Genomic DNA, 12,958 nt, shown 5'->3' with positions numbered 1-12,958 from the left:
TCGGTTCAGCCGCTGATGAGCGGGATCTTGGCATCGGTGAACGTCTTGATCGCGGCGACGACGGCGATCGCGATGGCGATGACGACGCCGGCGATGACGGCGAGCTCAGCCGAGGTCTGGCCAGCGTCACGCGGGGCGTTCTTCAGCCGCTCCACACGGGCGGCGAGGACGGTGGTCAGTGCGCGGATGTGCATGAGGTTCTCCCTTGGGGTTCAGCCGTTGAACATCGAGACAACGGGCGGCAGGACGACGAAGACGAGCATCAGCAGGACCGCGAAGGTCACCGGCAGGACCATGCTGGTGCTGGCTTCGTTGGCTTGGGCCTTGGCGTCGGCGAGGATCGCGACGCGCAGCTGGCGGGCTTGGGCCTGGAGGGTGGTGTAGACGGCGGCGCCGTCGCCCGCGAGGGCGAGGGTGTCGGCGGGGCGGGTGAGTTCGGGGATGTCGAGTTCCTCGCCGAGTTGCTTGAGGGCGTCCCAGACCGTGACTCCGGCGAGGTCTGCCTCGTAGAAGGCCTGCCGCATTCGCTCGAAGATCCAGCCGTCGCCGACGTTCGCCGTGTCGGTCAGAGCCTGGGCGGCGCCGGAGTTGGCAATGCGGGCCAGGGCGACGCGGTCGAGGTAGGAGGCAGCGGCGTGCCGGACGACGAGGCGGGCAGCCGCGGCTTCCTTCTTGACCTCCTGGCCAGGCCACAGCCAGAACAGGGCGCCAAGGCCGAGGCCTGCGGCGGCCGGCATCACGAACGGCAGGCTCACCCCCAGCATCGACAGGAGCGCACCGGCCAGCTGCGGCAGGACCAGCCCGTACAGGGCGAACAGGAACCGCTTGCCGAGGTGCTCGGCCGGGCTGATCCGCAGCAGGTTGAGGTCGCGGACGGGCAGGGTGATCCGCTCGCCGAACGCGCTGAGGAGTCGTGTGCCGACCTTCTCGGGCAGAGACCCGGTTCCGGTGGCGGTGACCCGGGGCTGGCGGGCGATGTGGTCGGCGTCGAGCCGGTCCATGACGGCGACGACGTCGGGCCGGGCCGGCCACAGGGCGCGGATGGCCACGCCGGCGAGGGCTCCGGCAGCCGCGGCGGGAAGGACCGCTTCCATGGGGATCACCGCGCGGCTCCCGTCACAGCCGGCTCTGCCGGGTCCAGGGGGTTGAGGAGCCGGGGGTCCGGCTTGGTGGCGGCGGCCCGGCGCAGCCAGGACAAAGTCCAGGCGAAGAGCCCGCCGAGGATTGCGAGGGCGAGCTGCCCGGCCGGGGACTGGTACCAGGCGGACCAGGCCTCGTTGAGCATGCAGCCGACGAAGACGATGCAGATCACGATGCTGACGATCCTGCTGGATTTGCGGATCTTGGCGCGGTCGGATTCGATGTCGCGGGCGTCGGCGGCCTGCTGGTGGATCGTCACCGCGAGCGCTTCCAGGGCGGTCGACAGGCCGGGGCCCATGTTCGCCGCGTGCGACTGGAAGAGGAGCGCGACGTGGTCCACGACGCCGTCGCCGAGCTCGTCGGCGAAGAGCGCGAAGGCCTGCTTGGCGTCCATGCCGGAGCGCAGCCGTTCGTCGAGTGCGCGCACGTTGGCTGCGATGGGGGCGGGGGCGTTGCGGGCGCTGGCGCGGATGGTCTGCACGAGGCTGATGCCGGCGGTGTGGATGCCGGCCAGGCCGTTGAGCCACTGCCCGATCGCCTCGAGGCGCTCGATGCGCTGCTCGGCGGCCGTGCCGGGGTTGAGGAGGAACGGGAAGCCCAGGACTGCGGCGCCGGCGAGAACGCCGTGGACGGGCCAGCCGGTCCAGGCCCACACCGCGAGGATGGTGATGCCGGCGGTCGTGACCAGTGCGCGCCAGCGGCTTTGCCAGGCCTCGGGCAGGCCGGCCTTCGCCGCGCGGATCCGGCTGGCACGCCGGGAGGCGGGCTTCGCCGGGTCAACGACACGGCCGCGCCACTCGCGTACGGCAAGGAGACCAGCGAGGACCATGGCGAGGGCGCACAGCGCGGCTACAAGAGCGAGCTGGGAGGAGTTCACCGCACCTCCTGAGTCGGGTCGGTCAACGGCTGTGAAGCGAGAACCTGAGCAGCCCGTCGAGGACCACGGCCACTCTCCTGGTGGCGGTGATCCTTCCTCTTCGGCAGGTCGGTCATCGCAGCTTCACCACCTTCAGGGCCGGGCCCCAGGCTCCCTCGGGGTTCTGGGTCAGCCACCGGCGGTCGAAGGTGCCGGTGCGCTCCAAGACGTCTATGAAGCTGGGCATGTTGCGATACACCGCGCGGGGTTCGGAGCCGTGCGGGGCGAAGATCTCGCTGGTAGTGGGGCGGCCGCCCTCGCCGACGACGTCGTGCACCTCATAGATGTGCGAGACGAAGCGATGCTTCCTGCCGCCGATCGCGGTCTCGTCCAGATAGGTGAGGTAGACGACCACGTCGATCGCACTGGCGATCAGGTGGTTGGCGGCCTCGGTCTGCATGCCGGCCTCGGTACACAACTGCACCAGACGGGAGATGATCGCATGCGGGCGGCGGACGTGCAGGGTGCACATCGAGCCGGAGCCGCCCGCAGACATCGCCTGGAGCATGGGCAGAACCTCGGTGGAACGGACCTCACCGACGATCACCCGGTGGACGTTGTAGCGCAGGGCGGTCGGGAACATGTCGCCGATGGTCACCTCGCCGGAGTTGGCGCCGCCGCGGACCTCGCCGTTGGACTGGCGGGCCTCGAACGCGAACGTGAGCGGACCCGGCTTGTCCGGCGGCCCGGGCTCGTCGAGGTAGAGCTCGCGGTCGGACTCCAGGGTCGCGATGCGCTCCCCGGGCGGAATCTCCCGCCCGAGGGCGCGCAGCAGGGACGTCTTGCCCGCGCCCATGTCGCCGACGACCAGGATGTTGAGCTTTGCCTGGACACAGGCCACAAGGAAGGCCCGCAGCAGCGGGTTGATCGAGCCCCAGTGGACGAGCTCGTCGATGCCGTGCTGGCGGATGCGGTGCTTGCGGATGACCACGGACGGGCGGGTGGTCAGCAGGCTGGCCGTGACGCGGGACCCGTCGGGCATGCGGAAGCCCACCATGGGGGTGGCCTGGGTCAGGGCGCGCTCGCCGTGACCGGACAGGCCGGCCATCCGGTTGACCCAGGTGATCAGCTCCTCCGGCGAGTCGGCGACGCGGTCGATGGTGCGGCGGGGCCGGTCGTAGTACTCGATGTGCGCGCGGAGCCCGTCGACCATGACGTCCTCGACGCCCTCCTGGTCGAGCAGGCCCTGGAGGCGGCCTCCGCGGAACATCGCATCGAACACCGCCGCCCCGATGGCGTGTTCCTCGGCCGCCGAGAGCGCCGGCCTGCCGTGCGAGTACTTCGTGGACCATTTGGCGACGGCCTTGGTCACCATGCTGCGCGCCTGGGCCCGGCGGTCGTCCTCCTCCAGCAGGCGGCTGGGGTCGTGCGCGGACAGCTCGGCGGACACCTCGGCCTGGAGCGCCTCGATCACCTCCCAGCCGACCGCGAGCTGGCCGGGCAGCCCGGCCAGCTTCGGGACGGCGCCCGCACTGGCTGCCGCCGCCGGGCGGGTGGGCGCCGACAGAGCGGGCGCCGGTGCGGGTGCGACGGCAGGCTGGGGAATCCGGGTCGTGCCGATACGGCCTGCAAGCAGGCCGGCGATATCGGCGGGGCCGTGCGCGGTCGGGCCGTCGGGGCGCTGCTGGATGTCAGACACGGGGGTCCACCCGTCCCTGGCCCAAGCGCTGCAGCACCCCGGCAACCTGAGGAACTGCCGACGCTGGCCGGACAGCCGGTACTGGCTGGGTGGGCGGATACTGCTGATGCAGCGCCCGGCGGGACGCAGCCGCCTGGAGATGGCCCAGCGCCGTGCGGGCGGAGCTCAGGAGCGCGGACCTGTTCAGCTTCCGCGGAGCGCGACCCGTGCCAGCGAGGTAGGCGGCAGTGTCCGGCTCCCAGGGCAGAGCGGCCATCACCGGCAGGCGCAGCGCCTCGGAGACCTCGTGGGCGCGGCGGGAGCCATCCTCGATGAGGAGCACGCCCAGAGCCTCGGCGCCGGTACCGCGGTCGGTGAGCTCGTTGCGCAGGGGCTCGGCCATGTGCCGGGCCAGGGCGAGGGACTGATCGGTGGCACGTACGACGAGCAGGACCAGGTCAGCGCCGTGGAGGAGGGGTGCGGGGGTGAGGGTGGGGTGGAGGCGGCCGGACTCCAGTGCCAGGCGGCCAGCGTCGATGACGACGTCGTAACCGCCCTCGTCCGAAAGCACCCGCATGACCTGGGCCAGCGCAGGCCATGTCCGTTCGAGGGCAGGTGCCTGAGCGGGGTCGGTCAGGCCGGGCAGGATCTGGCGGTGGCCGGAGTCGTCGAGGCGGACCAGGTGGTCGGCGAAAGCCTGCGCGAGGGCGTCCTCGCCGGCACGTTCGGCCACGGCGAGATGGTAGAGGCCGGTGCCGGCCGTGATCTGCGCCTGAAAGAAGCCCGCACGCAGGGTGCCGCCGGACGGGTCGCACTCGGCCAGCAGTGAGGGACGTGTAGAGGAGAGGGTCATGGCGAGGGCGCTGGTGGTGACACCGCAGGACTTCGCGCTCACCAGTGCGATGACGGTCACGATCCGCTCCGCACGTCGCGGACCAGGGCGACCCGGCCGGACGAGGCGCGGGTGGCCAGCAGCGGCCCGTCCGAGGGCGCGACAGCCAGGTTGACGACGACGGCTCCAGACGCGTCGGGGCGGCTGACGGAGACGACGACGGCCTTGACCGAGGTGGGCGGGGCCTCGGCGCCGTCCTTGCCGGTGGACTGTTCGCCCTGGCCGGGAACGGTGACCGCGAGGACCTTGTCGCCTGGGACGAGGGAGCCGGCGGGGGCCTGGCCGCGCTTGACCTGGACGCCGACCTGCGCCTTGTCGTCACCGAGGCCGGTGCCGGGCTGGAGCTGAGCAGCAACGAGCAGGCTGCCCTTACGCAAGTCGACGGCCGGGCGCTTGCCCACGACGGAGGCGCGGTCCCTGGCCGGCATCGGGGTCAGGGCCGCGTCGGCGGAGACCTCCGCGACGATGATGTCCGCGTCCGTCAGCGGTTGCCCGGCCGGGACGTCGTTCGCGATCGCCAGCACCTTCGTACGGTCACCGACAGCGGACACGGCGGCGGCAGCGCCAAGCGCGGCCGCGACCGCCAAGACGGTACTCAAGGCGGCTGCCGCATACCGGCGCTGCTTCTTCACGGGCGCAGCGGTGGTGATGGGTAGATCGGTGCGCGGGCCAGCCGGGCGCGGCACCGGCGGGGCGGCGGGGGATTCCATTCGGGTTTCTGCCTCTCAGGGAGCGTCCGTGCGCGTGCTAGTTGAGGACCTGGACCTCGGCGACGTTGATGTCCACGGAGCTGGTGCGGACCTCGGTCAGCTGGCCGGCCTGGGCACCGCCGGTGACCTGCCAGTCGATGGACCAGGTGGACGTCGCGGTGACCTTGTACGTGCCGGAGCCGGTGGTGGAGGACGGCTTGTCGTAGCGGTGGCCGCAATCGGGGGACGGCTTCTTGCCGTACTCCGCCTTGTAGGGCGTGCCGGCGGTGGTGCATGTGACTGTCTTGCCGTCACCCATGCTCCAGACGATTTTCGAGACCTTCGCAGTGGCGGTAACAGAGATGCCGCCAGCAGCCGCCGATGCCGTGTTCGGGCCGTACGTCTCGGGGCCGGTCTCGGTCCACATGTAGACGGGCATGCCGGTCACGCCCTTGCCGCCCGGCTTGGGTGTGATGCCGATTTGCGGTCCTCGCAGCAGCATCTTGTCCACTGCCCGTTGCGCGAGGACCGCGGGGTTGACCGGTGGGGGGCCGTTTCCTGTCGGCGGCTCCGCCAGGAAGACCCTCCTGATCTGGCGGGTACCGGTCTCGCGGTCCAGACAATCCACAAGGTAGAACGCGCCGTCATCCCGGCTGGCTCCCTCCCAGTCTTCAGAACCGGGTGGGGGCTGGACAGCGAGCGTGTACGTGCAGGTCCAGCGGCTGTCATCGTCGGAGCCGCCGCCTCCGCTCCCTCCCCCACCTCCGCCTCCGCCTCCGCCGTTGCCGCCGCCTCCGTCCTTCCCGGAGTCAGGAGGCGTGCCTGGCTTCTCGACGCCAACGCAGAGCCACTGAGGGTCGCAACTCCCGTTAGGCTGCGCCTCGGCGGGGGAGCACACCATCAAGGGGATAGAGAGCCCGGCGGTGAACGCCACGGTGCGGCTTCGGGTCAGCACGGCTGACCTTCTTGCGGTTCATCCCGGATGATCTTCCAGCCGTCGGGCCACTTCTCAGCGGTGGTGGCGACTACGTATTTGACGAGCCGTTCGGAGGGAACGGGGACCGGCTGTCCGTTGGCTTTCTCAACGAGGTGCCAGTTCGACACGTCCATGCAGCTGGAGAGCTTGACACTGGGAATCTGTCGGTCGAGAGCGACGGCTGTGACGGTGGGGTTGCCAACGACGGGTTGTCCCGCCAGCTGACGCCCGCGAGCCTTGAGGTTGGCCGCGCTGGTTTCTGCCTTGCTCAGCGCCTCGCTGGCCGCGTACCGCTTGAGGCCATCGCTGGTGTTAGCGTGCGGGTCCGCAAAGAGGCGTACCGTCTCCGCCCAGTACTGCCGGTAGGTTGCGATCGCCTCTGCCTTTGCGGCTTCTGCAGGGTCAATTGAAGCCGACTTGGTCGGTGCAGCGGAGACCGTGGGGGCCGGTGACTGACTCTTCTCGTCTGCAGTCCCGTTGGACGAAGTGCAGCCAGCGGTAAGGACTGCGCAGAGCGGAACAGACACCAAGACTGCCCGGCTACGCTTCCAGCCGAGCCGATCGAGCCGTGCCATGTGTACTGCCTCCCCCGTAGATCAGGAAACGATTGCGCCTGGTGTAGACCTTTGAGGCCTGTTTTCACGCGCCGTGAACCACAACCGTCTCAAGAGACCGGACTGTTCTCATACGTTACGCAGAGGAGGGCAACATCGAAAGTCGTTAGTGCAGTTCACGGACACACGCACGTTGCAAAACGGTCGTTTTCCACACCGCAGCGAGAGGTTCTCGGAATTCGGCCCGCGGAGCGATGCGGCAACGACGGGAAGGGCAGCATCTGCACGTTCTCGGCAACCCGAAAGGTCGATTCATCTTCATTTCTTTTTATGTCACACAGGTTGGCTGAATTCATACTCGAATTCGGCCGAAAGCAGGCGGAACCGTCGAACAGTGGCGGGCGCTACCAACGGGCCTGGACCCGTTCCCGGGCCGGCGGTCGGCTATCCTCGCGACCACGAGCGGTGCCGGCCCCCGCGAAGAAGGGCGCCTACACTCGGGCCCGTGACTCGGTCCGGGCCTGGATCTGGCCGCGTACGCACCCTAGTGCTGTGCCGCGTTAGTTCGTGGAGGGGTGCAGGTGAACCTCCGTGCGTCCGCCACGTCGGGCGAACGTGACGGTGCCGACGCAGACACCGTCCGCGGCCTGGATCTGCGAGCTGTGTGTCCAGGCCGTAGACACGATAAGGTCCGCTCGCTAGTTCGAAGCCTTCCGGTCTGCCGGAAGGCTTCTCGCGTTCTCGAGGAGCATCAGATGGCAGACTTTGCTGTCCGCAGAGCGGGCGCCGCGGACCGCGACGTCCTGGAACGACTCTGGCCGCTTTTCCTGCACGACCTGTCGGAGTTCTGGGGCGTCCTGCCGAACCCGGACGGAACATACCGCCGCGAGTGGCTAGAGTCGGCGATCGGCGATCCCACCTGGTCGGCTTATCTCGCATGGTCTGGTGACCGGCCGGTCGGCTTTGCGTTCGTACGCGCGCTGGACAGCGATACGCGCGTGCTGAACAGCTTCTTCGTGGTGCGTGGGGCACGGCGGTCGGGCCTCGGGTTGCGAGCGGTGCAGGCCGTCCTGGCCGCGCACCCTGGCCGATGGGAGATCGCTTTTCAGGAGGAGAACGCGGGCGCGGCACGCTTCTGGCGTCGCGTCGCTTCCGAAGTCGCGGGCGAGGCCTGGACCGAGGAGCGGCGACCGGTACCTGGGAAGCCCGAGCTGCCGGGGAACACATGGGTTGCCTTCGATGCGCGGTAGTCCTCCTTCGCGTTAGTTCGTGAAGGGGTGTTGGTCAGGCCTGCTGGTCACCGAGGTAGAGGTAGCAGGCACAGTCCATGCAGTCTTCGAGGCTGCCGATAGGTAGGCCAGCGGGCAGGAGGTTGTCCTCGTACTTGCCTCGGCTGGCGAGGTAGAGGGCGAAGACCCAGGTGTGCAGGACGCCGGTGAAGCGCAGGCGGCATAGCGGCAGCGGTTCGTCCTCGCCCGGCAGTTCCCCCGCCATGTAGGCGAATCCTGAGCGGAAGCGCACTTGGACGCGGGCGAGCTGGGGCCAGCGTTCCTTGGCGCGGACGTTCAGACGGTGGCGCAGGTGATCCTGCATGGACTCGGGCGGATTCTTCGGCACGGGTCCATCCCGCTGGGCACCCCCGCATACGCCGTGATCATCACGTTGGTCGGGGCGGGCGAGGGTGTGGCCGGGATGGTTGAGGCGGTCGTGGTGGAGTTGGACGAGATGGTGCGCGAGCGTCTGATCCGCGGCTGGCCGACCACTCGCGCTGGCACGTGCACGGGACCCCGCCGCACGCCTCCTGGCTCAACCAGATCGAGCTGTTCTCCGTCCTGACCCGCCGCGTGCTGCGACACGGTGATTTCTCCAGCCGCGATGACCTCATCGACAAGCTGGAGAGCAACGTCATCACCCGCAACGAGACCGCGAAGCCGTACAGATGGACCTATGACGGCAGCCCACTCAAGACCGCCTGATCAGACCCAACACCCCTCCACGAACTTGCGCGGGGCAGCACTAGTAGTGCTCTTTAGCTGGTGTCGTAGGGCTGCCGTGGGGGGCCATGCTCGCCTGTCCGACGGCCCAGCCGTGTGCTTTGCCCGCTTTGAGCAGGTCCTCCAGTTTCCGGGCCATGGGGCAGTGCCTACTGCCTCGGGATTCGGTCGCGCCATCGCTTCAGGGAATACTCAAGGCCGTCAGCTGCCGGTGCAGGTGCGGCTCGCCTTTGGATGGGACCACCGAGGCCAGCATCAAGGATGCGGGCTAGCCTTCCAGAGTCAGGCTTCACCAGCCAAGGAGCTTGGCTGGGGTGCCTGATGTGCGCACGCGGTGCTCCGCGCCAGGCCGTGCAGCGGGCGACGCCGGGCCCGGGGGCCGTGACCGGGGAGGGGGCCAAGCTGCGGACCACGCAGTGAGGCCGGTCCGTGCTTGGCTGGAGCCTGGTGGTCAAGACCTGCCCGGCTCTGAAAGAAGCAGGCTTCTTCCTCCGGCTACCGCGATGAAAGACACCTCATGCAGTTAAGCCGTCAAGCGGCAGGAGGTCCGCCGCCCCATCGCCCGCGCAAAACCTCGGCCCAGTCGCCAGCTTCCGGACCCGGATCCTCCCACGGCGGCACCGGATTGGGAGTCGTCTCGATCAGGTGAACGAGCGTCCAGGCGACGCCGTAGCAGTCGTCGGGGCCGAAGCAGGTGGCCAGGGCAGCGGCCTCTTCGGACGTGACAGGGCGGAAGATCGTCCTCAGCTGGCGTTCACGCCGGTCGATCTCTTCCTCGCTCGCGTCCCAGTCGGGAAGCGGTCCGTCGGCAACGAACGTCTGCACTTCGGGTCTCATGACCGAATGATCGTCTCCCCCGCCGCCCCGGGACAAGCTGCCGCGTTTCTGCTTCACGCGGTGGCTGTTCCTGCTGGTTGGGGCTGTGCGGGAAAGCGATCGCTTCATCAAACGGGACCGTGCCAAGAGGCAGTGATGCAATTGGCCGAGCATGCGGTCGAACAGGTGCCGCAGAGCCTGCATGTGCCAGTCCCCGCCGGTCCGTCGGCGCCGGTAGTGGGCGTCCGCGCCGGACGAACGGCTCAGGGAGGCGAAGGCCCACAGGTGGCCGACGTGGTTGAGCCGGTTGTTCTTGACGAACCGGCGTCCGACGTAGTGGCGCTTGCCCGACGCCCGGGTGATGGGGGCCGCGCCCACGTATGCCTTCAGCCCTCCGGCGGTGGCAAACCGCGTGCGGTCGTCCCCGATCTCCGCCAGGATCCGTGCGCCGATCTGGGAGCCGATGCCAGGAAAGCTCAGCATGATCGGGGCGTCTGGATGGGCTCGAAAGGCTTCCTCAGTGGCCTGGCCAAGGTCGGCGACTGCTTCGCAGGAGGCGTCCAGCTGCAGCAGCAGGGCCGGGGCCTGCTTGCCCATCGCTTCTTCGACCAGCGGGACCTGGTGGGGCGCCTCGCGGCGGAAGAGCTGCTGAAGACGCTCGGCATCGGCCTCGATGTTCCTGCGCCGGCCAGCCCGCTTCATCATGGCCGTCAGACGCCAGACCGGCAGCTTCGCGGCCAGCGCGGGCGTCGGTGCCACCGCCAGGATCCGGCGGGCGTCGGGGCGGGCCAGTCCGCCCTGCTTGTCCTTGAACGCCTCCAGGAACGCCGGAAAGTACTCGCGCAGCAGCGAGCGGAGCTGGTTGCAGAGCTGCTGTCGGCTCCAGACCGCGTCCTGCTGGGCTCGGGCCAGGACAGCCACTGCCTGTGCGAGGTCGGTGTCGGCGGCCAGCGGCCGGTGCATCGGCATGTCCGTGCGGATGATGTTCGCAAGCACGAGTGCGTCACCGGGGTCAGACTTCTTGCGGCTCACACCGGGGCGGTCGCGGTAGCGGGAGGCCGCCATCGGGTCCGCGAAGATCTGCCGGGGACCCGGCCGCAGCGTGGCGACCAGCAGGCCGCGGCTGGTCTCGATGGCCACCGGGATCGGAGCCTCTGCGGTGTCGCCGTGCTCGGCGAAGAGGCCCAACAGCAGGCGGTAGCCGTCCAGGTCGTCGCCGATGCGGCACTTGGCCAGCAGCTTGCCGGTGTCGTCGATGAGCGCGACGTCGTGGTGTCCCTCCGCCCAGTCGACCCCGCAGAACACGTCCATGGATCCCGCCCCTTCGGCGTTGTCCTCGAACGCGAGCACGCGGAGCCGCACGGCGCACTAATTCCAGGACTCTGTGGTCCGCCACCTCATCAGCCGTGCGCGGCACCGCAAGCCGCCCGGGCGCACGCCGTGTCCAGAGCTCGAAGCTCGTGAGGAAGAACGCGTCACCGTGCGGCAGCTCATCCGTCAAGGTTCCCGAACCTGACGGGCCCGTGAGGGCAGAACGTGCGAGGACCGGCCGGCGCCCAGCGCCACCGGTCTTTCAACAGACCTCGCACGGTCGGAGGTGTCGTAGGGGTCACCACGGCACCGACCGGACCACACAAGTCCTGCCCTGGGCTGGACAACGCCGCCCCGGGCCCATCAGAGATCCAGGACCTCTAATTACTAACGAATTAGAGGTGTCGTCGTGGGGATGAGGCTTGCCCACCGGACCTGACCAGGCACGATGCTCACGATCATAAAAGGGAGGGTCCCACTCCCGGTCACACTTCCGGTGCAACTCCTAGTGCGCCTCTACATGCAACCCTCCAGCCCCCTTCCGGTGCAACTGCCCTGAGACCACGGTGACATGGGCTTGCCGAACTGTGCCGGGACACTTGAATCGTCACCTGGACACGTCTTCTGTCACCGTGAGCCGCAGCGTACGGACAGCCGAAGTCGCGCGGCTGGCCGACACCGAAGGCCCGGTGACAAATGCGCTGCCCCCGGCACCGGTGTGACAACCATCCCGTCGGTGACAACAAGCGTGGCCCGGACGCCGTCGAGCGCCAGGCCGTCGGGGCTGCCCAGTTACAACTACCGCGTCCCGGCGCACACCACCTCCGCAGCGCACCGGACGGGCCGGCCTACCGGCGCCCCAGTGCAGTGCGAGCACCGCCGCAACGGAGCGGCTGGCGCTGCCGTTGGTACCCCAGACCTTCACGTTCTCAACGGGACCGGCCGTCCCGTACATGGCGGAGACGCCGTCGTCCTGGTCACCAACGGCCGGTTCACTGCGCCCGCAGTGAAGTTCACCCGCAGACAACAGTTGCATCTGATGGATCGTGGCCTCTTGAGCTAGTGAGCCACAGGCTCGTCTCCCCAATTGGCGCTCCTTCCCCACCTGCCCGCGCCACGGCGCACCGACCCGTTGCTCGGGCGATCTCGTTGGCCACAACCTTGACTCTCATGTTTCTGAGAGGCTGGCCGCACACGAGACCCGCTACCGAAAGCAGAAACCGGACCGCTGACAGTCCGGCTTCTTGGTCCGAGGGTGTTCAGACCCTGGTGCACAGCTCTTCGACCAGTTCCACGAGCTTCTCGGCGGACAGCACTTGGACGATGCTGTCGGCCTGCTCCCCCGGCGTGGCCCGAGGTGCCGCCTGAGGCCCAACGCCGATTCGTTGCTCGGGCGAAACAGTGACGGGCTGGCTTGACCCGCAGGGCTGTTATCCGCGGTCAACAACTCGGCGGGCCTCTGATCAGGCTGGGCGCCGTCGGGCAGCACCGCGGGAGTGTTAACCGCGGAGGTCAACACTTCCGCGGTCCTGACCTCCGCCGTCCTCGGAGCGCCGGCAGGCGCGGGTACGCAGGACTGGGTGGCTGACGTGTCCGCGACCGGTGAGGCGACCGCGCGGGTGCCCAGGCAGCCGATCGACGAGGAGCTGGCCGACCCGATTCGGAGCGAGTTCGAGCAGGTGGCCGCCTGGCTCGCCGAGGCCGAAGAGAACGGCACGCGCTTGTCGGGCAGCTGACCGAACGCCCATAGCTCGCGGTGACTGGTCACCGACCCGGCCGCCGCGGACAGCCCGCTGGCCGTGACCGATCCCATGACCGATGACCGAAGCCCCCGTGACCGACTCCGGGCCGGTGGCCGCTGACCGATCCGGGCTTCATCGGTCACCGGTCATGACCGGTCCGCGGCCATCGGTCACCCATCCGCCGCGCCCGCGTACCCGGTCTCCTGGGCAAGCCTTCGCCCCTGAATCCGGGGCTTGCCCACCCCCTGGGGAGGCTTGCCCGGAGTTGCATGGACTGGTCACGAGGGGGCTTGCCCACCCCCAGGGCAGG

12 protein-coding genes and 2 pseudogenes are annotated in these 12,958 nt (G+C 69.0%); 4 read left to right on the top strand and 10 right to left on the bottom strand.

The window, feature by feature from the left end:
- Nucleotides 1-5: 5 nt before the first annotated feature.
- From DEJ50_RS33305 to DEJ50_RS33270, 8 genes are all read right to left on the bottom strand, one after another.
- Nucleotides 6-194 (bottom strand): hypothetical protein, encoded by a 189-nt coding sequence (locus DEJ50_RS33305; RefSeq protein WP_150211720.1) that lies wholly within the window; start codon nt 192-194, stop codon nt 6-8.
- Between the two features lie 18 nt (nt 195-212).
- Nucleotides 213-1,094, bottom strand: a complete 882-nt coding sequence (locus DEJ50_RS33300; RefSeq protein WP_223838218.1) for a type II secretion system F family protein — start codon at nt 1,092-1,094, stop codon at nt 213-215.
- Between the two features lie 5 nt (nt 1,095-1,099).
- A complete protein-coding gene (locus DEJ50_RS33295; protein ID WP_150211718.1) occupies nt 1,100-2,017 on the bottom strand; it encodes a type II secretion system F family protein in 918 nt (305 codons plus the stop codon).
- 112 nt (nt 2,018-2,129) lie between these two features.
- Nucleotides 2,130-3,695: a CpaF family protein gene (locus DEJ50_RS33290; protein WP_150211717.1), complete on the bottom strand. Its 1,566-nt coding sequence runs from the start codon at nt 3,693-3,695 to the stop codon at nt 2,130-2,132.
- A complete protein-coding gene (locus DEJ50_RS33285) occupies nt 3,688-4,587 on the bottom strand; it encodes a hypothetical protein (RefSeq protein WP_150211716.1) in 900 nt (299 codons plus the stop codon). The genes DEJ50_RS33290 and DEJ50_RS33285 overlap by 8 nt, the downstream gene beginning before the upstream one ends.
- Nucleotides 4,584-5,198 (bottom strand): SAF domain-containing protein, encoded by a 615-nt coding sequence (locus tag DEJ50_RS33280; RefSeq protein ID WP_223838039.1) that lies wholly within the window; start codon nt 5,196-5,198, stop codon nt 4,584-4,586. The genes DEJ50_RS33285 and DEJ50_RS33280 overlap by 4 nt, the downstream gene beginning before the upstream one ends.
- Before the next feature lie 115 nt (nt 5,199-5,313).
- Nucleotides 5,314-5,757, bottom strand: coding sequence for an ATP/GTP-binding protein (locus tag DEJ50_RS33275; protein WP_150211714.1), 444 nt, complete (start codon nt 5,755-5,757; stop codon nt 5,314-5,316).
- Between the two features lie 446 nt (nt 5,758-6,203).
- Nucleotides 6,204-6,806, bottom strand: coding sequence for a hypothetical protein (locus DEJ50_RS33270; protein WP_150211713.1), 603 nt, complete (start codon nt 6,804-6,806; stop codon nt 6,204-6,206).
- A 734-nt stretch (nt 6,807-7,540) separates the two neighbouring features.
- Between DEJ50_RS33270 and DEJ50_RS33265 the strand changes: the two genes are divergently transcribed.
- Nucleotides 7,541-8,035 (top strand): GNAT family N-acetyltransferase, encoded by a 495-nt coding sequence (locus DEJ50_RS33265; protein ID WP_150211712.1) that lies wholly within the window; start codon nt 7,541-7,543, stop codon nt 8,033-8,035.
- Between the two features lie 34 nt (nt 8,036-8,069).
- Here the strand turns inward: DEJ50_RS33265 and DEJ50_RS33260 are convergent, their stop codons facing one another.
- A complete protein-coding gene (locus DEJ50_RS33260; RefSeq protein WP_223838038.1) occupies nt 8,070-8,402 on the bottom strand; it encodes a hypothetical protein in 333 nt (110 codons plus the stop codon).
- A 158-nt stretch (nt 8,403-8,560) separates the two neighbouring features.
- Between DEJ50_RS33260 and DEJ50_RS33255 the strand changes: the two genes are divergently transcribed.
- Entirely contained in the window at nt 8,561-8,761 is a 201-nt protein-coding gene (locus DEJ50_RS33255) for a hypothetical protein (RefSeq protein WP_150211711.1), read from the top strand.
- Between the two features lie 972 nt (nt 8,762-9,733).
- On the opposite strand, the pseudogene DEJ50_RS33250 reads toward DEJ50_RS33255, so the two are convergent.
- Nucleotides 9,734-10,906, bottom strand: a pseudogene (locus DEJ50_RS33250) (IS110 family transposase); the annotation flags it as partial.
- An 862-nt stretch (nt 10,907-11,768) separates the two neighbouring features.
- Here DEJ50_RS33250 and DEJ50_RS35055 point away from each other — a divergent pair.
- Both DEJ50_RS35055 and DEJ50_RS33240 read left to right on the top strand, forming a co-directional pair.
- Nucleotides 11,769-12,071 (top strand): annotated as a pseudogene (locus DEJ50_RS35055) (restriction endonuclease); the annotation flags it as partial.
- Between the two features lie 415 nt (nt 12,072-12,486).
- Complete coding sequence (locus DEJ50_RS33240) at nt 12,487-12,642, top strand: hypothetical protein (RefSeq protein WP_190344848.1); 156 nt, start codon at nt 12,487-12,489, stop codon at nt 12,640-12,642.
- Nucleotides 12,643-12,958: the final 316 nt, after the last annotated feature.

It is taken from the genome of Streptomyces venezuelae, assembly GCF_008642295.1.
GTDB classification, from domain to species: domain Bacteria; phylum Actinomycetota; class Actinomycetes; order Streptomycetales; family Streptomycetaceae; genus Streptomyces; species Streptomyces venezuelae_C.
The sequence above is the reverse complement of the archived record's forward strand: the minus strand, read 5'-3'. Positions and strand labels throughout refer to the sequence as shown.